We start from the raw sequence: 22,249 nt of genomic DNA on the forward strand, positions 1-22,249 counted from the left end.
TGGGAGAGAGGTTCAAATGAAAATCATAATCGATTAATTCGGAGATGGTTACCTAAAGGAACCAAGAAAACGACTCCGAAAGAAGTCGCTTTTATCGAAAATTGGATTAACAACTACCCTAAAAAATGCTTGGACTACAAGTCGCCAAGTGAATTTCTTTTGGGTGGCTAACTTCAACTTGAAATTTGGGTTATCATAAATTTTTAGATTTAGCTGCAGAACTTTCATCAAAGGTTGTAATGATTCATCCAGCTAGATTCTTATTTAATGCTGGTCAGACACCAAAGTTTTGGAATGAAAAAATGCTTAATGATGAGCATTTAAAAGTGGTTTTTTATACTCAAAGTAGCTCAGAAATTTTTCCTAATACAGATATTAAGGGTGGCGTGGCTGTAACTTATAGGAATAGTGATGAAACATTTGGTTCTATTAAAACTTTTACTGCATATGAAGAACTAAATGAAATAATTGATAAAGTAGTTACAAGTAATTTTAAATCTATAAATGAAGTCATGTTTGGATTTAATAGCTATAAGTTAACAGAAAGAGTATATAGTGATTATCCAGAGTTTGAACAAAGAGTTGTTAGTCCGCAGACTAGGACATACATGCTCACAAACATATTTTCTCGCCTTCCTGAAATATTTTTTAATACGAGACAGTCTGATTTAGATATTCAAATTTATGGACGTGAAGGTAATGATAGAATATTTAAATATATTCAAAAAGATTATGTGATAGCTCATCCAAATTTAGAAAAATATAAAGTAATTCTCCCAGGTTCTAATGGTAGTGGGGTTCTTGGTGAGGTACTTTCCTCTCCAATTGTTGCTACTCCTCATATTGGACACACACAAACTTTTATCTCCTTTGGTGCTTTTGAAAATTATAAGGAAGCAGAAAATCTTTTGAAATACCTTAAAACAAAATTTACAAGAGTTATGTTAGGGACAATGAAGATAACACAACATAATGAAACAGCATCAACTTGGAAAAATGTTCCTCTACAAAATTTTACATCCAACTCGGACATTGATTGGTCACAATCAATCGCTGAGATAGATGCACAACTCTATCGAAAATATGGGCTTTCGGATGATGAGATTGAATTTATTGAAGGTAAAGTGAAGGAGATGGAGTAGATGCATAAACCACCACAAAAAGCGGTTGACTTTTTTGGTGGTTTTTCTTGTTTTTGTCTCCTTCCTCTGTTATAATGTGGTTAAGATAACATATGAATTGAGGTGAATAGATGAAACATAGTTATAATATTGAAAGGGAAGTAATCATCAAGTGTTTGGAAGCGATGAGTTTTACAACTAGGCATCTGGAGCAGGATTTTAAAGTTGCTATCTCAGAGACTAGTCAAAATGGAATTTATCAGGCTACATGGGCACGAAGAGCGGATATGCTTAAAGATCTATTTGATAATAGTACTGTTTGGAAAGTTTTGCATATTAAGAGGGGGATTTGGCAATTTGACCCTATACTGAATATTGAGACAGGTGAATTAATAGCCTTCTTCTCCAAAAATAATTTTAGGACAATTCGTAATCGATATTTCAAAAATGGAACCTCTACTCATTATACCTTAAGTCTACTTTTGAAAAATGAGGGGCTTTATCCTGAACAAGAAGTGGAACAGCTTTCTCTTTTTGATGCTGATAGCTCTGAAGTGAAAAGAAAAGAAGCTGATCTGGTTAGGATGCTTGGTGAGTATTGTGAACATGTGACTAAGATTAGATTCTTGATTGTTGATTATGTAGGTCAAGAAGCTGTGAGTGCTTCGTTAGAAGACTACACTCCACAATTTTTATCAGTTGGTTCAGTAGATATTTCTCACTTGCTTCCAAGTTCAGCTGGTATAATTAGAACTGAGGCTATACGTGATGAACAGGTGAATGATTTAGTAGATGAGCCTCAACTCGTTACATTAAAACCAATAGTAAAAGGAACGTTATAATGGCTCAAGAATTTAATGGAGATAGACTTAGGGAATCGAGATATTTTAGACATTATTCCATTAGCCAATTGGCGGAGAACGTTGGAGTTTCTAAACAGATGATTTCTAAATACGAAAAGAATTTATCAAAGCCGAGTTCTGAGGTAGTGCAAAAAATAATTTTTGAACTGAAATTTCCGCTGTCCTTCTATCAAACAAAAGATAAATTTATAACTACTGATTTAGGAACTTTTTATAGGAGTAAGTTAACATCCTCACAAACTGAGAAGAAGTCTAGTGAGATGCTAAAAAAAGCACTGGCTCTCTTGGCGAATTTTTTTGAAGATTATGTTGATTTCCCGAAATTAGCAGAATTTGAAAGTCATGAAAATGCTTCACCAGAGGAAGTTGCAGATCAGATAAGAAAGAGTTGGGGATTGGGTGATAACCCAATTTCCAGTGTTCTCAGGTTACTAGAAACAAATGGCTTCCATATTGCAATAATTAATTCAAAGTCTGAGAAAGTGGATGCTTTTGGAAGTTTTGTTGAATTGAAAATGGGAACAGATTCTGAGAGATATTATTGTATTTTAATCGACCAAGATAATAATAATTTTTTTAGGCAACAATTTAGCTTGGCTCATGAGTTAGGGCATTGGGCTTTGCATGCTAGAACAGTATATCCACAGGAGCTTTCCAATGTTGAATATAGACAAATGGAGCAAGAAGCTAATAGATTTGCTTCGAGTTTTTTATTACCAGCCTCTGCTTTTTCCGAAGATCTAAAAGGACATGAAGAAGACCTCGCATATTATTTGAAATTGAAGTCTAAGTGGAATGTATCTATAGCTAGTATGATTTATCGTGCAAAGGATTTGGGTTTGTTAAATTCGGAACAATATACTCGTCTACAAAAAAGAATGAGTGCCAGAGGATGGCGAAGAGAGGAGCCAGAGGATACAAGTATTCCAGTATCACGACCAATCCTTGCTAAACAGGCATATAAATTACTGACGGATGCGGGCTTATTTGAAAATCAATCTATAGTCCAGCGATTTAATCTTAAGTACGGCTATCCTCTTCCAGTAGAGATACTTTCAGAGCTTATGGACATTCCAAAGGAGACGTTGTTACAAGAGAGAAATAATATTGTACATTTAAAATCTAGGACTTTGTAAATCATGAATTTTTAATTATTTTTTATATGTTTAAGGAGAACTATATGAATCAAAACTTATCTCACTATCAATTTTCTCCAGAAAGCCAATACCTAGATAGAAAATCAGCCAGAAAGAAACCGTCTGAGCTTCTCAAACACCTGATTGCTTTTGCAAATGCGGACGGAGGTCAGTTAGTTATTGGTATTGAAGATGAGAAACAGGGTAATATTATTACAGGTTTCAAAGATGGGAAAGCCTATCCGATTGAGGAATTTAAAAAGATTGACCGTGAGATGCGTGAGACTCCTTTGGATTTATCTTTTGAAGAAATCCCTGTGGTTAATCATAAAGGTGAAGAAGACCTTATTTTAGTTATCTCTGTGGAATTGTCTTCAAATCGTGTGATTGCAGCTCCAAATGATGAAGTTTACCTTCGTCAGGGTGATGAAACAGTTAAGTTGAGCTACGAGCAACGCACTCAGCTCAGCTATGATAAGGGACAACGTTTCTTTGAGGATGAAGTTGTACCTGATGCGACCTTGGAAGATATTGATGACCATCTGGTTCAGGATTTTAAAAATCGTTTTGATGTCTCAGAGCGTTCTGTGGAAGAAATCCTTAAAGCACGTCGATTTCTAATCAATGGGAAATTAACCAAGGCAGCCATTTTGCTTTTTGGCAAGTATCCTTCGGCTTTCTTCCCTCAAGCTCGTGTTCGTTTTCAGCGATTTGATGGCACCGATATGGGGACTGGAAGTAGTTTTAATGTTATCAAGGAAGTGACCTTTGATGATGCTCTCCCAACTTTGATTATCAAGGTGAGAGATTTTATCCGTACTCAGCTTCGCGAATTTCAGTATCTTGATAATGATGGTCAATTCCAGATTTTGCCTGAATATCCTGAATTTGCTTGGTTTGAAGGTGTTGTCAATGCCGTAACTCACCGTGATTATTCTGTCTATGGAGATCATATTCGTATCCTTATGTTTGATGACCGCTTAGAAATCCATAGTCCAGGGAAATTACCTAATATCGTAACAGTTGAAAACATCAAGCATGAACGTTTTTCGAGAAACCCTCGCATTGCCAGAACTCTGACAGAGTTTGGTTGGGTTCGTGAGATGAATGAAGGTGTGAAGCGTATCTATTCTGAGATGGAATCTGCTTTTCTCCATGAACCAAAATACTCAGAACCTGGGAATAAGGTTGTCCTGACGCTTGAGAATAACATTGTCAGCCGTCATCTTCGTACACGGGACAGTTTAGAAAAGCAGTTTTCTGATTTTGGTGAATTGACAGTAGATGAGCAATTAATTATCCACTATATGTATAACTCAGGCGAGAGAATGACAACGGCAAAAGCGATTGAACTGACAGGGAGAAGTCGCTCATTTGTTGTTAAAATGTTACATAAACTTCGTGATTTAGAAATCATTACTTGGTTTGGTTCAAGTAAAAATGACCGCAATCAGTATTATCTTTTAGTTGATAAATGACTGCAGTCAGGATACTATTAGTAATAAGAATACAGTAGAATACAGTAGAATACAGTAGAATACAGTAGAATACAGTAGAATACAGTAGAATACAGTAGAATACAGTAGAATACAGTAGAATACAGTAGAATACAGTAGAATACAGTAGAATACAGTAGAATACAGTAGAATATAGAAAAGTGGATATCAACAATCAGGTCGATAACCACTTTTATATTTTAAACTTTATTTCAAAAATCAGTTGTGAATATGTCAAAATTGTTCAGGTAGGGATTTCATTTATCTACCAACTCTTTCAATAATTCATCGTGTTGATTCATAGCTTTTTCTAATTCTTTGTCAAAGTTAATTATCGACTCATCTTTGAGAATACTAGTTTCTATACTCAATTCTTCTTTACTAACTTTTGCAGTACTGCTATACAATGGAAAAATCATCGGATACGCCTCCTAATTTTGTAACTATATTATACATGTTAGGTATGAAAATTAAAAGTGAGTATATTGATTTACCTCATTTTCTAGGAACAATAATAAATAATAAGGTAAACTTTTGTATATTCTCGTTCGATTTTGCTTATTTTGATGAAATTAGTTGAAATTGATTGAAACAAAAGATGTTCCAACCAGATCTTAAGAAAGCACGTAAAGCTAGCCAGTTCTCTAAATGTTAAGAACTAGCTACAATACTGCATTTACAACACTTCATGGTCCACACCAAGAGGTGTTTTTTTGATGATTTTTAACAAAGTTTACACCACTTTTCACTCCAAATTCACACCATTACTTTTTAAGATTACGGTAGGCGATTTCGCCAACAGCCGTTGGAATCCCGTCCCATTGTCTTAATATGTGATTTTGAATAAAGACATGTTAAGAAAATATGCGACATGTAAATTAGAGGAATATATTGTATTATAGCATTATCTATAGGGGAAATTCTGATGAAATCTAATAGTGTTCATTAGAAAATGGTATAATAAACTAGAAAGACTTTATCTCCGTCAGGGCGATGAAACAGTCAAATTGAGCGACTAGAAACGCACTTAAATTAGCTATTATAAAGTACAAGTTTTTTTGAAGATGAAATGGTATACAAATAAAAAGTGAAGACGTCTGATATTAAAAGTGGGATTAAACGAAAAAGGAGACAAGTTGATGATACAAAAAGATGAACTTGAAAGCAAAATTCAAGATTTAGAAAAATATATAATTTCTTTAAAGTGTAATAAATCTGTTTTGTCGGAATTTTATAATCAGGAATATAAAAACTATAAGGATAGCATTTTCAATGACTTGGAAGGTACTTTTAAATTTTCTTCTATCACATTTGAAGAACTATTTAACAAGGTTATTTGTTTTGTAGAGAAGCAAAAACAAGTTTTAATAGAATATTCCAAGATAAAAGCAACAACTAAGAAAAATAAAATAAGTAAGTTTTATAATAATATCCTAAATGAGTTTAATTTTCCATATGACACTAGCTACCTTTTGAAAAACAGCGAGGATTTCAATACATTTGTTAGTGTATTAGGGTGGAAAAATTTAGCTCATGATTATGGAAATATTACACTATTAAAAAAATTTTCTGATTTTGAAGAAAATATTATTTTGATAGGTGGTAATGGTAAAGGGAAATCATCACTAGCTAACTATTTAAAAGGAGGAGATTTTGCTTCGATATCTGTTATTGGTGCACAAAAAACTTTATATTTCTCTACACATAATACCGAAGTATTAAAGACCGAAAAAAGAGAAATAACAGAAATATTGTTAGATAACAGTATAAAAAAATCTAAAAATGATGAACAAGGTTACGATTTTTTTCATCAATCAAGTAGTCAATTTACTAAGCTAATAATAGCGATGCAATCAGAATATACAAATTATCTATACCTATGTGACTCAAATAATGAGCAGAGTGATACTGATAAAACAGTATTTGGTAAGGTAAGAAAGCTATATAAAAGTTTATTTAATGACATTGAATTAGTTTTTAAAATGGGCTCAAGAACTACATTAGAAGTTGTAAAAGATGGAAGAACCTATTCTGTCAACGGATTATCTGAGGGAGAAAAAGCAGTACTATATTATGCGATTAGTGTATTAATGGCAAAAGAGGATGGTTTGATTATTGTTGACGAGCCCGAAACTTATCTAAATCCTGCTTTATCTAATCTGCTTTGGGATAGATTGATAGAAGCAAAAAAAGACTCGCAGTTTCTTTTTATAACTCATTCTGTTGATTTTGTGTTGGGAAGAGATAATGCCCAAGTCTCTTGGATTAGAAATTTTGAATACCCAGATAAGTGGGATATTGAGCTGTTGCAAAGCGAAAACAATTTACCTAAATTAATGTTAACTGAAATACTTGGAAGTTCGAAACCGTTGCTGTTCTGTGAAGGTAATGATAAGTCTAGTTTAGACTATCATATCTATAAGAGTATATTTGGAGAAAATTATACAATAATTCCTTCAGATGGACATAAACAAGTAGTAAATTATGTGAGGTCAGTTAAAAAAATAGGAAATATTCAAGAAGTTTATGGAATTATAGATTTAGATAGTTTGTCAGAGAATGAAAAAAATAAATTTGAAAAAGAGGGGATAAAAGTTTTAGAGTTTAATGAAATAGAAATGTTGTTTTTTGAAGAACATGTTATGATGGAAGTTATGAGAAGTATTTATCCTACTGAGTATAAAGAAAAGATTGAAACTTTCAAATTAAAATTTCATGATATTATTAAAAATAGTGATGAAAAAATTGCTCTTGCTTATGTTAAAAAAAGAGTCGAAAATTATTTGATGAATGAAAAGATTCAAGATTACTCAAGTTTAGAACAAATAAGGGATGGGTTAACAGATATTTCTAATTATGATATTTCTATTCAGTACGAGGAAAAGAAAAAACAGATTAAAGCAATTGTTGATGATAATACTTATCCTGAGTTACTTAAAGTTTGTAATTTAAAAACTGAAATAAGCAAAGGACTGGCAAATAAGTATTTAGATAATAATTATATTGAAAAAGCAAAGCAAAGAATTTTAACGGATACAGAGTTGAAAGAATATCTTGTGAAAAAATATTTTTCATTTTTAGGTAAAGTCTAAGTTCGGTCATACGACTGTTGCGTATAGTTAAAAGATATATAAAAATGATTTTTGGATGTTAAATAAAATAAGTAGGTAGAAGAATTATCATATTTGAAACAGTTACATGAAAATAAGTTAGAATCTATCCGATGAATTAATAAAAATCTTTGAGTTGGTAAAAAAGCTTGAAGAATCCAGTTAAGATTAGTAAGTAATAAAAATAAAAAATTCTTCAAAGTGTTTTGTTAAATGGAGCCAGAATTTTTTGTTTGGGTGCTATTTTTAATTTATAACAGTTGAAATGGTGTGAACTTTTCGGTATAAATTAGCTCAATTCATGTATTTTTTGAGTGAAATTCACACCATTCAAATGAAATTAGTTGAAATTGGATGAAATTTTAAGTTTTGAAAACCTGTGAAAACGTTGATATTAAAAGCTTTTAAAATTAGTTGAAATAAACAATGCTCCAACCAGGTCTTAAGAAAGCACGTAAAGCTAGCCAGTTCTCTAAACGTTAAGAACCAGCTACAATACAGCAGAACAACACTTCATGGTTCACACCATGGGGTGTTTTTTGGTGCAAGCTTTTTAAAAATTGCCACCAAAATTCCCACCATTATTTTTTGAGGTTTCGGTAGGCAATTTCTCCGACAGCTATTGGAACAACATTTGAAGTATTGACATAAGTCTTCGTGGTGATAGTGTCGCTATGCGTTAGAGTCTCTGAAGTAGTGTTCTTGCTTGTTCCAGATTTTGGGAATATCTTACACTTTTGACTGGCGCTACAATTCACGGTTGGTATTGGATGCCAATTGAGCAAAGTTGTTGTTTTAGATAAGTAAAACTCCTTTGTCCGATAAATTAGGAATACTTTTGTGTTTTTCTGTGATAAAATAATGGTAGCTCCTGAAATTTTCCTCTTAAGTTGTCTTCTTTAATCTATCGTATTTAATAATACATGTTTTTGTTGTGTGCTTATATGGTAAATCAAGACCGCCATAAGATTACCAGCAGTCCTGTTCCGCAAATACGGATGCAAATCTTTTGTAGTCCTCATGAGATTGTCTCGAGGACGCTTTTTATTTTTGAAAACTGACAAGAATGATAGTGTTTGAATCAAAAGTGCTGTTTAAGGAAAATTGGGAATGGATAAAAAATGTAGAGGAGAAGATGCACATTCACCTCTATTTTAACGGCATGCATTAATATGATTTGACATTTTTATAAGTGGTGATACAATAAAGGTACGAAGGTTTATCAGCTGGTAGTTTTCATGTTAAAAGATGCTCTAACTAAAGAAAGTAAAGGTATTATTTTGTGTAATCTCTAGTGATTATTGGTGGATAAGTTTCCGAAATCAATGAAAAGAACACTGGGTGTTGTTTAATGAGTTTGAAAAGAAAGGAATAGTATGTATACTTTATTTACTCATAAAGGATTAAGAGAACGGGCGCCATTTCGTTTAACGACGACATTGAAGGACTATATATGTAATACTAGACCTGAGATTATCATTGTTTCTCCAGGTTACTTAAGTAATCAAATTACTACCACGCAACAATTTCTGGATGATTTGCTATCTGGATGGTGCAAGCAGAGTCAGTATAAGATAATGGGAATTACGGCAGGAATGAACGGGGTGGATAAAAATGGGAATGATAGGAATTTAGCTAATCACCGATTAGAGTTAGGAAACAAGCAAATAAATATTATAAATTTTAAAAAAAATCATAGTTGTGCAACAAATAGAGATCACAAGAAAATGGTGTTTTTGGGAAAAGTGATTGATAGCGAGTGTATGTTTCCTGATGAAATTGATGTTAATATTTCTACGCTAAGGTATTTTATAGGAAAAATTAAAATTACAGGCGTTGCGACAGGGTCTTCTAATTTTAGTAAGACGACTTATTTAGGAAGCAACAATGTTGCAGACAAAGGAGAATCAGATATTTTTATGTATACAGCATGTGATACTGGTTTTCATAGATATTTGATAGAAAGCCTTGAACGAACAGAGGTCGAAGCGGCAGTTCCGCCAATACTATCAGAGAGTATATTGAGTGGTAATCTTCCACCAAATGCAAGTAAAATTGTAAATAATAGTTTGACAGATGATGAGAAGTATTTGACTTGGATGCTTTATGAAACGTTACTGGATCAACTCAGGTAAATTAGTATAATGAACAAGAGATTGAGATGGTAGGAATAAGAATAGACGGAGTGATATTGACCAAATCGAATACTAGTCACAATCAATTAGTTTTAAAGTGAGGATAGTTTTTGTTTTTTTGAGTAAGTGAAGAAAGTGATGGTGTTGCGTCGTCTTATCTATGTTTATATAGTTATAACCAAGGTTATTTGATTGGAATTACAAAAATGGGGGTTACAGTGAGCGAAACAAAGTAGCGAGGCTTGAATGTGGATTTCCCTTATTCTTATTGATATTATCTGAAATGGTATAGGATATGTGAGAAAAAGGAAAACAGAGATTTTGGATAGACTGCATCATATTGAATATAGGGAATGTCCTTTCTGTGATATGCTAAGTGGGAGAGTAGGAGAAGTAAATGGAAAAAATTAGTGTGCTTATCCCAGTCTATAATGGGGAAAAATACCTGAGGCAATGTGTAGAATCAGTTATAAAACAAGATTACAGTGAATTAGAAATTATTGTTGTCAATGATGGGTCTACGGATAAAACCGCCTTTATCTGTGAACAGTTACGAGAACAGGATAGTCGGATTCGAATTGTGCATAAAAGAAGGAATGAAGGGCTTGGAGCGGCTAGAAATACATTATTAGAGGTTGCGACTGGCGGATTCATCGTTTTTGTTGATGCAGATGATTGGGTTGATCCAAATCATATTAGTGATTTGTACAGTCTATTGCAACGGACAGATAGTGATATTGCTATTTGCAATTTTACTCAATTTGATGAGTCTACAGGTAGCTTCAATTTACATATTGCGCCAGTTGACTATTACGAAGCGGTATATACACCCGAGGAATGGTTTGCTTATCAATATGGGATAGGTCATAATCTAAGTATGTGTTTTACTGTACCATGGTCAAAAATATATAAAAAATCTTTATTTGATACTATCCAGTATCCGATAGATGGTTTTGGAGAGGATGATCGGACGACATGGAAACTCTATTTGCTTGCGAATAAAATTGCCTATATGCACAGGGCTAGCTTGGTTTATCGGATTAGTGGAAATTCCATGACTCAGCAAGCAGACCTGGCGACAATCTATTCAACAATTCCTGTTGCAGAACGGCTTGAAGTCCTTTCTTTAATAGGGTTTGATATTTCTCAAGAAGTCAAGGCGTTTAAATGGCGTTCCCAAATCAATCGGGATAGTAAATTAAAAAATGGAGATATTGCTGCTTACAGAGAATTAGAGTGGCGGATGCGTTTACTAGATAAGTATAGGAAAGATTAATGCGAGTATATATTACAAATTTAAACGGACATGCGGCTTCCAGCACAGCTCAAATATGTCAAAATATGGTAACGGATATCGCTATGTCATTAGGTTATCGAGAAATGGCGATTCACGCATACCCTATAGACATAGATAGTCCTAAAGAATTGAGTAAGCGTTTAGATGGGATAGTTGCAGGTTTACGCAAAGGGGATGTCGTTATTTTCCAAACGCCTACTTGGAATACAACTGCTTTTGACGAAAAGGTGATGGAGAAACTGCGTGCCTATCAGATAAAGATTATTGTTTTTATTCACGATGTCGTTCCTCTTATGTTTGCGGGTAACTATTATTTGATGGAGCGTACTATTGCTTATTATAATCAGGCTGATGTAGTCATAGTACCGAGTCAGGAAATGTTTGAAGTATTGCGCGAACACGGTCTATCCGTGGAAAAAATAATCATCCAAGGGATGTGGGATCATCCGACTCAATCACCTCAATTACCTGCGCACTTCAAAAAGGAAATTCATTTTCCAGGCTCACCAGAACGTTTCTCTTTTGTCAAAAGTTGGTCCTCAAGTCTTCAATTAAATCTCTATGCACGACAGGCAGAGAATTTGCCTGAACGAGTTCAACATTTTTCCTATCGACCGGATGAGCAATTGCTTCTGGAAATGTCAGCGGGTGGCTTTGGACTGGTTTGGATGGATGATCATGATAAGGGGTATCAAAAACTCTATTGTCCATATAAGTTGGGTGCGTTCATTGCAGCAGGAATTCCAGTTGTTGTGCAGAAAGGTATTGCCAATCAAGAAATCATTGAGCGCAATCGTTTAGGAATATTGGTTGACAGTTTGGAAGAGGCGACTGGAATGATAGAGGCTATGAGACCGGAACATTACCAGACAATGGTTGAATGTGTTCGAGAGTTCAGTCCTATGGTGCGACAGGGCTTCTTTACCCGGAAAGTCTTAGTCGACGCTGTTTATAAAGCTTTATGTAAATAGAAATTATGAAAAAACTAGAAGAAATTAAAGTGCTCACCATTTTGGAAAGTCTCAACTATATTAAGGAAAATAACAGTTCAGTTGTCCGTTTTGGAGATGGTGAAATTGATTTAATTATGGGGAATAGTATTCCTTATCAATCCTACAATAATGATTTGGCTAGGGCCTTAAAATTCATTTTACAGACGCCAAGCGATAAGGATTTGCTGGTTTGTCTACCCGATGTTTTTCAAAAGATAGAGCGTTATAATAGCAATGCACGCTATTTTTGGGAGCAACATTTTGCTAAGTACCATGAATTTTATGAGAAAGAGTGTCAGTCAGACTGGTATGGTTCTACCTTCTTATCTCGTCCGTATATAGATTTGAAAGATAAAACTCAATCAGGAGAATATTTTGAAGCAATTAAGGAACTCTGGCGTGGGAAAGACATTTTGTTAGTTGAAGGTGTAACTTCGCGTTCAGGTATGGGAAACGATTTGTTTGCTCAGGCTAAGTCAGTGTCTCGTATTATTTGTCCGTCTCATGATGCCTTTTCTTTTTACGATCAAATTATAGATGAAATTTTGAAATATGGTCAAGAAAAATTGATTCTTCTTATGCTTGGACCTACAGCTAAGTTATTGACAGTGGAATTGTCGAAAAGAGGTTATCGTGCAATTGATTTGGGACATATTGATTCGGAATATGAATGGTATAAGATGAATGCGCAGACGAAAGTGAAGTTATCCCATAAGCATACCGCAGAGTTTAATTATGATGAAAATATTGAGGATGTTGCTGATGATGAGTACTTTAAGCAAATTGTGTCATGTGTTGGGGTAGAAATCCCTAGGGAAGCAGGAAACGGGGCAAGGGTTTCGGAAGTGGTTAGTGTGATTGTCCCTGTTTATAATGTAAAAACCTATCTCGCACGTTGCTTGGACTCTTTGCTTAAACAACGGTATAATAATTTGGAGCTGATATTGGTTAATGATGGATCTACAGATGGCTCTTCCTTTATTTTAGAAGAATATGCCCAAAAAGATAGTCGTATCCGAGTCATTCATCAAGAAAATGCTGGGGTCTCGGCGGCTCGCAATAGAGGAATCGAAGAGGCAACGGGAACTTATATTACTTTCATTGATTCAGATGACTTTGTAGATGAAAACTACATTCAACATTTGTATGACGCTGCTATTGAGACAGGTTCAGATATTGCTGCGACAAACTTTACTTCCTTCAATGAAGAAAGAAAAAGTTTTATGTTTTACCATAATCAAGATAATTATTTTCAGAAAATCTATACGATACAAGAATGGTTAGACCTAGAAGGAACTATGCGGTATAACATGCATCTTGCTTTTACGTTCTCCCATTTAAAACTTTTTAAGCGAGAATTGTTCGAAGGGATTCGTTATCCAGTGGGGCGCTTGAGAGAAGATGATGCAACAATATATAAGGTATACTTGAAAGCCAATCAAATTCATTTTATCAATGAGGGGTTATACTTTTATTCCCAACGTCCTGAAGGCTTATCGCGGACGACTATGAATAAGGACATTGCTTCCATGGTGTCCAATGCAGAAGAAAGAATTACTCTGTTGGTTGCATTGGGCTATGATCCTTCAGCACAAATTGAATCTTATGTCGGACGCTTGAAGAAGTGCCGAAGCGATGCTTTATATGCAGGACAAATCGAATTGTACAGAATGATTTGTACAAAATTAGAACTTTATGAAGCGTATCAAAAGAAAGGGAACTAATGGAGAAAGTGTCAGTTATCGTACCGGTTTTTAATGCAGGAATTTATTTAAACCAGTGTATTGATAGTATTCTTCAGCAAACCTATTCACATATAGAGTTGATATTGGTTAATGATGGCTCTACTGATAACAGTGCAGAGATTTGTGAGTCTTACCGCCAGATAGATAGTCGTATTCGCTTAGTTCACAAAATGCCCGGTAGTGGCGTAGGAGCGGCTCGGAATACAGCCCTGTCCATGGTCACGGGAGACTACATTCTCTTTGTTGATAATGATGATTGGTTGGAACCAAATTATATTGAATATTTATATTATTCTTTAAAGGAGCAAGCTGCGGATATTGCTATTGTGAATTTTACGCAGTTTATAGAAGAAAAAAGTAGTTTTGCATTTCATATTCGTAGTGAAGACTACTTTCAAACAGTCTATACCCCACAGGAATGGTTTAGGCAGGAGTACAATGGTCATTTTGCCTTTAGTCAATGTTTTACAGTTCCTTGGGGGAAGTTATATAAGTCAGAACTGTTTGAGAATATTTCTTATCCAGAGGACGAACAAGTGGAGGATGATTATACAACATGGAGATTATACTTGGTGGCAGATAGGATTGTTTTTAGCAATGTAGCTTTATATTACCACCGCAAACGGTCAACAAGTGTTACAAGGACGGTAAATAGGACTCAGGTTTTTCCGCTTCGGAGTATAGAAGAGCGCGTGACACTACTCAGCCTGATTGGTTTTGATATAAAAGAGGAACTGATAGCTTATAAGTGGAGGCTACAACTTCACAAGGAAAGTTTTTTAGTAGCAGGTCAAATGCAGGAGTACAAAAAATGCATGCAGATACTAACAATCCTGGAAAAGTGGGGGAGTCGTTGAGGTGGAAAGAATCTATCTTGGGCTGATGTGAGTCATAGGACGGATTGATTTGATAAAATTGCACACTTGAATCATTCTTATGTGTAGAATAGATAGTATTTCAGATATGATGGAAAGATTGAAGAGAAGAAAATGCTTGCACAGTTAGTTAGAAAAATACAAGGGTCTTTAGTTTTGAAGAAGATAATCTGGGCTATAGGGATTGTTTTAGTCTATATGCTGGGAAAGTATACTCCACTAGGCACTCTACCGCTTCATCCTGGAGTAGTCCACAGCTATAATTTAACTAATTCATTGGATGCTCTCGCCATGGTATCGGGAGGAAATTTTTCTACATATAATTTATTTTCACTAGGACTTGCACCTTGGATGACAAGTATGATTTTATGGCGTTTTTTAAGTCTGTTTGACTTAGTAAAGACGGGGACTAGAAAACAACTCCATGTTAGTCAGATGTTTTTATTGCTTCTTATTGCATTTATTCAATCTTTAGGCCTTACCTATGCTAGTGATTTTTACAATGTTTCGTTTTTGGGAATGAACAGCGAGTGGTTACCGCGTTTGACTTCAATAGTTGTGATGGTTGCAGGAAGCTTTGTTTTGATGTGGTTAGCAAATCTAAATGTCCGAAAAGGGATAGGAGGAGCATCTGTCATTATTATTTCGAATATGACATTAGCATTTTTGACAAATGTGGTGCAGCTGATTAAGAGTAGTCGCTTCAGTATAGTCGAATGGATGCTTGTATTATTATTGATTGGTCTTGGTTCTAGTCTGCTGATTGCTCTTACAATTAAAGTTTATCGAGCAGAGTACCGTATTCCAATTCGAAGGATTATGATTGTCAGTTCGCTGGCGGAAGAGACTTACATACCTATTAAAATTACACCTGCAGGGGGGATGCCATTCATGTATGCTATGACATTGATGGTCCTCCCAACACTTGTTTTTTCTGCACTAGGAACATTTTTTCCTAAGCAAGAATGGATTCATGATCTTTCGCTGCAATTCGGACTATCAGATTTACCAGGAATTCTCTTTTATATTTTCCTCTTATTTATTCTCGCTATCGGATTTGCCTATTTTAATTTAGATTCAGGTGAAATTGCGGAAGAAATGCAAAAGAATGGAGATTTTATAGAAGGAGTTCGACCCGGTCTTGCGACGAAGAAATATATTGAAAGTTATATATGGAGGTTGGCTGTCATTGGTGCAATCTATACCTGTTTAATTGGGGGGATTCCTATGGTCTTTGTTTGGAAGCAATCGGGACAGGTGGGGATTGCCTTGTTGGTTAATAATATTTATATCATAACCACCTTAATGTTGGGAGTTATTGAACAAATTGATGTTATGCTAACGTGGAAGCGGTACGGTGATTTGATTTAGAGGAGCATACATGTATTATTTTATTCCTTCATGGTATAGTGGTGAGCGTCAATGGTCTGTAGAAGCGCCACTATGGTTTCGTGTTTTCGAGAGTATGAGTTTTGACGATTCTATTAACCAGATGAAGATGTTTCAAGATTTTAAAGAGGAGTCAGCTTTCATTCTTCTCTGTTATCAACCACAGTTACGTTATTTTTTACATAAGCAGGATCTGCTGAATAGTAAATATTGGTCATTTTTTGATGATATTCAAAATATTCATAGAGAAGATACAAGGTCTATCCAGTTTAAAGAGTTAGGTTGGCCGCATGGAGTGAATTTTACTTATACACCATTTATGGTCATAGCGCGACTGGGTAATAAACACTTGGCAGATATACATTTTGCAGAAGATGGAAATCTTCTTCGTATTCATTTCTTGGAAGAGGGGCGAGATGTAAAACAGTTTTTCTTTGATGATAGAGGTTTTCTATCTAGCATAAAGTACTTTTCAAATGGGGTAGCTAGTCATCAGGATTATTTGAATGAATTTGGTGTCTGGCAGGTACGTGAGTATTTGAGTGAAGAACAGCATAGGATAGAAATTCATTCCGAAGCAGACAAGAGCTTTCGAAAGAAATTTTATGATTCTTGGGAAGAGCTATTTCGTGAGCGTTTGACTGTTTTTAAGCAGAAAGTGTTATTGCCAAGTGATACCCTAGTTATTGCAGCGGATCATAGACATAATGATTTGATGATTCAGCAATTTAGTGGTTATAGAAAAATTTTCTCCTTTTTTGGATACCGATTCGATTTGACAGATACATCAGCGCTGAAGCGTGTGCTAGAAGATGCTAGTCTAGTTGTTACAGATTCGGAAGCTACGGAAGTTGCTTTATTGGATGAGATCAATAAGCATTCTCTTGGAGTTAGAAATGTGACGAGAGTAACGCCATTTGATACCCGCCTTCGTTTGGGAAAGAGCCAGACGGTGAAAGAATTGCTTATTTATTTTTTGATTGATGGTATTGAAGAATCCGTATATCGTACGGCGATATCGATTTTATTAAACGTAATGGCCGCTAATCCGCTCATAGAACTTCATGTAGTTACCTATGAACCGAATCATCACTTGGATAGATTGTCGGAGGAAGTGCTGGAGGAAATTCGTCAACACCATTCTCTTGAACGCTTCACATCAGTGTCGGAGGGTGTTGGCGAAAACAATCTAGAGGAAGATGAAAAGCTGGAATTGACGGCTATTACTTTTTCTGCTTTTACAAATGAAAGTCAAATTATTAAGGAGTTAGACCTGACAAGGATAGTTATTGACTTAAGTCTTACTCCACATTTATATACGCAAATTGCTAGTATTAGTGCAGGCATTCCTCAAATTAATAGTATCTCAACAGAATATGTAACGCATGGTGAAAATGGCTGGATTGTCAAAGATGTGACAGAAATAGGAGAGGCAGTTGAGTTCTATTTTGATGGTTTGAGTAATTGGAATCGTTCTCTGGTTTACGCTGTTCAGAAAATGGGGGACTATACTGGTGGTCGTATTATTGCAAAATGGAAAGAATTATTGGAAGATAGACAATGAAGTTATTGCAAATTGGTGAAGAGGACTGGTCGGAAGGAGTTGTTTTGCCGGAAGCAGTGGAATGGCACTGGGTAAAGGAAGAGCAAGTTTCGGCATTTTTACATCAGTTAGAAACTGCAGCCTTAGAAAAATTATCAGTAGAAGAGCTAGAAAAATCACAACAACCTCATCTGCATTTTGATGGTGTTTTACTGACATCTTCGGTAAAAGAGGATAGTCTTAAGGGGCTTTCCAATGCCATTGAGGCTTATTCCTTGTTCAAAGTACAAGGTGTTTTTGTTACGGAACAAGAAGCGATGGGGATCTGTCGTCAAAAAGTTTTGCGAGAGGTACCACAATTTGATAAGCCTAGTGATCTGATAGCTTATTTGTCAAAAAATCTATTTAGAGGTCAATATGGAGCTAAGTTAAAAATTCCAGAAATAGATGTGAATCCTAATTTTAATGGAGCTGTTCATTATGATGGAAATGTTGGAGTGGTATTTGATGGTGATTTTGGTTCGGATTTTGAAAACCTGTTTACTTTTCGTTTGAATCTACCATCCTTTTCTATGTCATTAGAATTATGGCCTGAATATATAAAGTCAGGAGATTGTCATATCCGTTTAGAAGTTACAGCTTTTGTAAAAGGATCAATTGGAGAAATTTATAAAACTTATTATATTGAAGAATCTCAGCTCCAAGAACCCTATGTTTTAGAAAGTGATGCTATGATTGGCTATTATGCAGTTTCACTAGCAGCAAAAGGTACTGGACGTTTAAAATGTGGCGTCACGCATTGGCGTTATTCCAGAGAAGGTTTGGGGAGGTTTGTACTTGGTGGGACACGTTATTCGGATAGTCGAAGGCAGGAGATTTTTTCTTATTTTAATCCCGGAGATTTGAAACCGCCTTTAAATGTTTATTTTTCAGGTTTTCGCGGAGCAGAAGGATTTGAAGGTTTCCGCATGATGAAGTTGATGAAGGTACCTTTTATTCTCTTTGCGGATCCACGTCTTGAAGGAGGTTGTTTCTATTCAGGGACGGAAGAATTGGAAAATTATGTGAAAGCAGCGGTACAGAATGCTCTGGATTATTTGAGTTTTCGTAAGGACCAGTTAATCTTGTCGGGATTATCCATGGGAGCTTTTGGTGCCTTGTATTACGCAGCGCATTTTCAACCACATGCAGTAGTCGTCGGCAAACCTTTTACAAATCTTGGAGATACTGTAGCTAATTTAAAGCTGAAAAGACCAGATGAATTTGAAACAAGTGGTGATATGATGAGAAATATTGTTGGTGGTTCAGATCAAATGGCTATTGATCGTTTTAATCAATATTTCTGGGATACATTTGCCCCGGTAGATTTTGCACGAACTAAATTTGCGATTGCCTATATGGAGCAAGATGATTACGATGGTCGAGCTTTGGAACGGTTGGTAGAACATTTAGCAAATACGGAGGCTCATATTTTTGCGAAGGGATATGAAGGGCGTCATAATGACAACAGCCGAGCGATAAACCGATGGTTTGGCGCTCAGTATCGAGATATACTGAAGAATGATTTTGGAAGGGAGTGAGACCAATGGAAGGGTATTTGGTTCAAAATATATATTGGGGGGATACAGCGAGTGGTTTGGACTATCTGTATGGTTCTGTTATTCACCGTGTAGGTAAACTGGTACATTTTGAAAATCAAAGATTTGCATCGGGAAAGACTATTAAAAAATGGTTATCTTCTACTAACTATCAACAGAGTCGTAAGGCACCTGATTTGCCCTTGTTGAAGCCGGGGGCAACGTACTCTATCGTTCAAAAATTTCAGGTAGAGCCGGAGGGACGGGCGTACCTTCAGTTAGATTTTTTCAACCGTCAAGGGGAGGCGATTGGACTAATGATTTTAAAAAAAGATGAGGAGGTATTTATGTTTCCGCAGGATGCTTATACCTATACCATTTCTTTGAAGAGTGCTGGCTGTCAGAGTGTTGCATTCTCTCACCTTGCTCTTTATTGTAAGGAAGGAAGAAAATCATTTCGATTGCCGAAAGTGGCTAGAGGGTATTATGCTCGGGAGAGATACCCAGAGGATGTGGAATTTGTGAAGTGTTTAATACAGGAGTCAAGGCGCTACGGAGAAAATAAATGTGAACCATAGGTTATCTTTTTTAAATAGAATTAGGTTGTTTAAAATTAGGCGTATCACTAAAAAAATTATTAAACTAGAATCTGAGTATCGCCAAATGACCGATGAAGAGCTTTCTGGTCAGACAATAAAATTCAAAGAACGCCTTGCACAAGGGGAGACTTTGGATGATTTGTTGGTAGAGGCTTTTGCAACTGCGAGGGAAGCCTGCTACCGCATACTAGGGCAGTTTCCTTACGAAGTTCAAGTCATGGGAGGCATCGCCCTCCACCAAGGTTGTATTGCAGAAATGCGTACCGGAGAAGGAAAGACCCTAACTGCAACAATGCCCCTTTACCTAAATGCACTAATGGGTAAGGGAGCGATACTAGTAACCACCAATGCCTACCTCGCTGTTCGTGATGGGGAAGAAATGGGAAAAGTCTATCAGTTTCTAGGCTTGACTGTTGGGATTGGTGCGAAGGAAGAAGATACTGATACGAATCAAGATTCAGAAGAAGATAGGGAAAGTGTCTATATGGCAGATATTACCTATACAACTAGTGCAACACTTGGTTTCGATTATCTCTCTAATAATCTTGCGTCATCTGCAGAAGGCAAATTCCTACGAGACTTTAACTATGTAATCGTTGATGAGGCGGATGCCGTCTTACTAGACAGTGCTCAGACACCGTTGATTATTTCGGGTTTTCCACGAGTGCAATCAAACCTATTTGATATTTGTAATCAGTTCATTCTAACCTTAAAAGAAGGGGAGGAATTCTTTTTTGACCCAGATAAAAAAGAAGTTTATCTGACAGATAAAGGGAATGACTATGCAGAATCGTACTTTGATATAGATGAACTCTACTCATCTGAAAGTTGGGAGTTGAATCGCCATATTAACTTGGCTCTCCGCGCTCATTATCTTTATCGGAAAAACTTTGATTATGTCGTGCAGGATGATGAAATCAAACTGTTGGATAATCGGACAGGCCGGGTGTTAGAAGGAACACGTTTGCAATCCGGTATTCACCAAGCTATCGAGACAAAAGAAAAGGTTAAGAAGACTAAGGAAAGTCGAGCGATGGGCTCAGTCACCTATCAGAGTCTATTTAACATGTTTCCGAAAATCGCAGGAATGACTGGAACTGGACATCAGGCTGAAGATGAATTGATTGAAACTTATCATGTTCCTGTAGTTTCCATTCCGACAAATAAACCGACCCAGCGCATTGACTACCCGGATAAGATATATGCCACCCTACCAGAGAAGTTATATGCCACCATTGAAATGGTAAAAAAACTTCATGCGAAGGGGCAGCCTGTATTGTTAATTTCAGGAACTGTAGAAATCACGCAAATTTATTCCAAGATGTTGTTGCAAGAAGGAATTCCGCATAGTACCCTTACAGCTAATAATGTTGCCAAAGAGGCGCTTATTATTCAAGAAGCGGGACAATATGGAACTGTGACTTGTGCAACTATTATGGCTGGTCGTGGAACGGACATCAAACTTGGTCAAGGAGTGGCTGAACTTGGCGGGTTAGCAGTTATCGGAACAGAGCGGATGCCCAACAGTCGTATGGACTGGCAGTTGCGAGGTCGTTCAGGACGTCAGGGTGAACCGGGGATGTCACAATTTTTTGTCTCATTGGAAGATGAGTTGCTAGTCAATAATGGACCTGAGTGGGTTAAAAAGTACTTTAAGAAAAATAACAACACCGAACGAAGGAATTATGGACAGCCCTTAAAATCGAAACGCTTCAAACGTGCACTTACGCATGCTCAAACAAAAAGTGAGGATGGGGCGATTAGTTCCCGTCGTTTTACGATCGAATATGATGAGAGCATGCGCATTCAGCGGAATAAGGTATATGCTCTTAGGGATAGGCTCATGTTGGAAGACCTGGATCTATCAGCCAAGGTAGAGAAAATTGTATTTGAAGTCATTGGAGATTTCTTACAGACCCATCCCAAACGTAGCCCTCATCAATTGAGACGCTATATTTTGGACAACTTTACCTACGAATTTAAGAAAATACCTGAAGATTTGCTTCTTGCTAGTGATACCCAAATTGAGGACCTACTTTTTCTAATCTTTAAAAAGGAAATGAAGAAGAAAGCTCGTATTGTTCAAACACATGAGGGGATGTCTGAATTTTATCGATTGGCAGTTTTAAAGGCTATTGATGAAGCTTGGATTGAAGAGGTAGATACGCTGCAACAGTTGAAAGGTGTAATAACGACGCGTTCAACAGCACAAAAAGGAAGTGTCTCCGAGTACTACAAAGAATCTTTGCGCTCCTACAAGGAAATGACTCGACAAATTCAGCAGAAAATTGTACGTAATATCATGCTAAGTACTATCGAAGTAGATAAAGAGGGAAGATTCTCTATTTACTTTGTATAAGGTGAAGTGAGG

General features: G+C 36.1%; 17 protein-coding genes and 1 pseudogene. 16 read left to right on the plus strand and 2 right to left on the minus strand.

The window, feature by feature from the left end; translation table 11 throughout:
- The 5 genes from K5Q34_RS09825 to K5Q34_RS09845 all read left to right on the plus strand — a co-directional run.
- The coding region (locus K5Q34_RS09825; RefSeq protein ID WP_367303171.1) for a transposase at window positions 1-171 on the plus strand (171 nt) is incomplete at its 5' end.
- Window positions 172-185: 14 nt separating this feature from the next.
- Window positions 186-1,142 (plus strand): Eco57I restriction-modification methylase domain-containing protein, encoded by a 957-nt coding sequence (locus K5Q34_RS09830; protein ID WP_221864922.1) that lies wholly within the window; start codon window positions 186-188, stop codon window positions 1,140-1,142.
- A gap of 110 nt (window positions 1,143-1,252) precedes the next feature.
- Window positions 1,253-1,963: a DUF5986 family protein gene (locus K5Q34_RS09835; protein WP_105134620.1), complete on the plus strand. Its 711-nt coding sequence runs from the start codon at window positions 1,253-1,255 to the stop codon at window positions 1,961-1,963.
- Entirely contained in the window at window positions 1,963-3,120 is a 1,158-nt protein-coding gene (locus K5Q34_RS09840; protein ID WP_205028448.1) for an ImmA/IrrE family metallo-endopeptidase, read from the plus strand. The genes K5Q34_RS09835 and K5Q34_RS09840 overlap by 1 nt, the downstream gene beginning before the upstream one ends.
- A 44-nt stretch (window positions 3,121-3,164) precedes the next feature.
- Entirely contained in the window at window positions 3,165-4,598 is a 1,434-nt protein-coding gene (locus K5Q34_RS09845; protein ID WP_205028447.1) for an ATP-binding protein, read from the plus strand.
- A 275-nt stretch (window positions 4,599-4,873) separates the two neighbouring features.
- Here the strand turns inward: K5Q34_RS09845 and K5Q34_RS11850 are convergent, their stop codons facing one another.
- Window positions 4,874-5,035, minus strand: coding sequence for a hypothetical protein (locus tag K5Q34_RS11850; protein ID WP_228380662.1), 162 nt, complete (start codon window positions 5,033-5,035; stop codon window positions 4,874-4,876).
- A gap of 720 nt (window positions 5,036-5,755) precedes the next feature.
- Here K5Q34_RS11850 and K5Q34_RS09855 point away from each other — a divergent pair.
- Window positions 5,756-7,708 carry an AAA family ATPase gene (locus K5Q34_RS09855; protein ID WP_221864923.1) on the plus strand — a complete coding sequence of 651 codons (1,953 nt, stop codon included), beginning with the start codon at window positions 5,756-5,758 and terminating at the stop codon, window positions 7,706-7,708.
- 599 nt (window positions 7,709-8,307) lie between these two features.
- On the opposite strand, the pseudogene K5Q34_RS09860 reads toward K5Q34_RS09855, so the two are convergent.
- A pseudogene (locus K5Q34_RS09860) lies at window positions 8,308-8,445 on the minus strand (site-specific integrase); the annotation flags it as partial.
- Window positions 8,446-9,102: 657 nt separating this feature from the next.
- Here K5Q34_RS09860 and K5Q34_RS09865 point away from each other — a divergent pair.
- The 10 genes from K5Q34_RS09865 (at window position 9,103) to secA2 (ending at window position 22,237) form a co-directional block, all read left to right on the plus strand.
- Window positions 9,103-9,861: a hypothetical protein gene (locus K5Q34_RS09865; RefSeq protein WP_205028445.1), complete on the plus strand. Its 759-nt coding sequence runs from the start codon at window positions 9,103-9,105 to the stop codon at window positions 9,859-9,861.
- A 397-nt stretch (window positions 9,862-10,258) separates the two neighbouring features.
- A complete protein-coding gene (locus tag K5Q34_RS09870) occupies window positions 10,259-11,137 on the plus strand; it encodes a glycosyltransferase family 2 protein (RefSeq protein WP_024406523.1) in 879 nt (292 codons plus the stop codon).
- Window positions 11,138-11,220: 83 nt separating this feature from the next.
- Window positions 11,221-12,129, plus strand: coding sequence for a nucleotide sugar synthetase-like protein (locus K5Q34_RS09875; protein WP_253214115.1), 909 nt, complete (start codon window positions 11,221-11,223; stop codon window positions 12,127-12,129).
- Window positions 12,130-12,134: 5 nt separating this feature from the next.
- Entirely contained in the window at window positions 12,135-13,874 is a 1,740-nt protein-coding gene (locus K5Q34_RS09880; RefSeq protein WP_024406525.1) for an SP_1767 family glycosyltransferase, read from the plus strand.
- Complete coding sequence (locus tag K5Q34_RS09885; protein WP_105151080.1) at window positions 13,874-14,752, plus strand: glycosyltransferase family 2 protein; 879 nt, start codon at window positions 13,874-13,876, stop codon at window positions 14,750-14,752. Before K5Q34_RS09880 ends, K5Q34_RS09885 begins: the two co-directional genes overlap by 1 nt.
- Before the next feature lie 132 nt (window positions 14,753-14,884).
- Entirely contained in the window at window positions 14,885-16,141 is a 1,257-nt protein-coding gene (gene secY2 / locus K5Q34_RS09890; RefSeq protein WP_105151081.1) for an accessory Sec system protein translocase subunit SecY2, read from the plus strand.
- A gap of 10 nt (window positions 16,142-16,151) precedes the next feature.
- Window positions 16,152-17,723 (plus strand): accessory Sec system protein Asp1, encoded by a 1,572-nt coding sequence (gene asp1 / locus K5Q34_RS09895; protein ID WP_221864924.1) that lies wholly within the window; start codon window positions 16,152-16,154, stop codon window positions 17,721-17,723.
- On the plus strand, window positions 17,720-19,282 hold the full coding sequence (gene asp2 / locus K5Q34_RS09900; RefSeq protein WP_221864925.1) for an accessory Sec system protein Asp2: 1,563 nt from the start codon (window positions 17,720-17,722) through the stop codon (window positions 19,280-19,282). Before asp1 ends, asp2 begins: the two co-directional genes overlap by 4 nt.
- A 5-nt stretch (window positions 19,283-19,287) precedes the next feature.
- On the plus strand, window positions 19,288-19,857 hold the full coding sequence (gene asp3, locus K5Q34_RS09905; protein WP_024406530.1) for an accessory Sec system protein Asp3: 570 nt from the start codon (window positions 19,288-19,290) through the stop codon (window positions 19,855-19,857).
- Window positions 19,847-22,237, plus strand: a complete 2,391-nt coding sequence (gene secA2, locus K5Q34_RS09910) for an accessory Sec system translocase SecA2 (protein WP_221864926.1) — start codon at window positions 19,847-19,849, stop codon at window positions 22,235-22,237. The genes asp3 and secA2 overlap by 11 nt, the downstream gene beginning before the upstream one ends.
- Window positions 22,238-22,249 lie beyond the last annotated feature (12 nt).

Source organism: Streptococcus sp. 2018110 (assembly GCF_019754115.1).
GTDB classification, from domain to species: domain Bacteria; phylum Bacillota; class Bacilli; order Lactobacillales; family Streptococcaceae; genus Streptococcus; species Streptococcus hashimotonensis.

What these genes read in the sequence shown, in the direction of transcription:
- asp1 (WP_221864924.1), top strand. Translation starts at nt 16,152, where the DNA reads ATGTATTATTTTATTCCTTCATGGTATAGTGGTGAGCGTCAATGGTCT.
- K5Q34_RS09855 (WP_221864923.1), top strand. Translation starts at nt 5,756, where the DNA reads ATGATACAAAAAGATGAACTTGAAAGCAAAATTCAAGATTTAGAAAAA.
- asp2 (WP_221864925.1), top strand. Translation starts at nt 17,720, where the DNA reads ATGAAGTTATTGCAAATTGGTGAAGAGGACTGGTCGGAAGGAGTTGTT.
- asp3 (WP_024406530.1), top strand. Translation starts at nt 19,288, where the DNA reads ATGGAAGGGTATTTGGTTCAAAATATATATTGGGGGGATACAGCGAGT.
- K5Q34_RS09880 (WP_024406525.1), top strand. Translation starts at nt 12,135, where the DNA reads ATGAAAAAACTAGAAGAAATTAAAGTGCTCACCATTTTGGAAAGTCTC.
- K5Q34_RS09840 (WP_205028448.1), top strand. Translation starts at nt 1,963, where the DNA reads ATGGCTCAAGAATTTAATGGAGATAGACTTAGGGAATCGAGATATTTT.
- K5Q34_RS09845 (WP_205028447.1), top strand. Translation starts at nt 3,165, where the DNA reads ATGAATCAAAACTTATCTCACTATCAATTTTCTCCAGAAAGCCAATAC.
- K5Q34_RS09885 (WP_105151080.1), top strand. Translation starts at nt 13,874, where the DNA reads ATGGAGAAAGTGTCAGTTATCGTACCGGTTTTTAATGCAGGAATTTAT.
- K5Q34_RS09865 (WP_205028445.1), top strand. Translation starts at nt 9,103, where the DNA reads ATGTATACTTTATTTACTCATAAAGGATTAAGAGAACGGGCGCCATTT.
- K5Q34_RS09870 (WP_024406523.1), top strand. Translation starts at nt 10,259, where the DNA reads ATGGAAAAAATTAGTGTGCTTATCCCAGTCTATAATGGGGAAAAATAC.
- secY2 (WP_105151081.1), top strand. Translation starts at nt 14,885, where the DNA reads ATGCTTGCACAGTTAGTTAGAAAAATACAAGGGTCTTTAGTTTTGAAG.
- K5Q34_RS09835 (WP_105134620.1), top strand. Translation starts at nt 1,253, where the DNA reads ATGAAACATAGTTATAATATTGAAAGGGAAGTAATCATCAAGTGTTTG.
- K5Q34_RS09875 (WP_253214115.1), top strand. Translation starts at nt 11,221, where the DNA reads ATGTCATTAGGTTATCGAGAAATGGCGATTCACGCATACCCTATAGAC.
- K5Q34_RS11850 (WP_228380662.1), bottom strand. Translation starts at nt 5,035, where the DNA reads ATGATTTTTCCATTGTATAGCAGTACTGCAAAAGTTAGTAAAGAAGAA.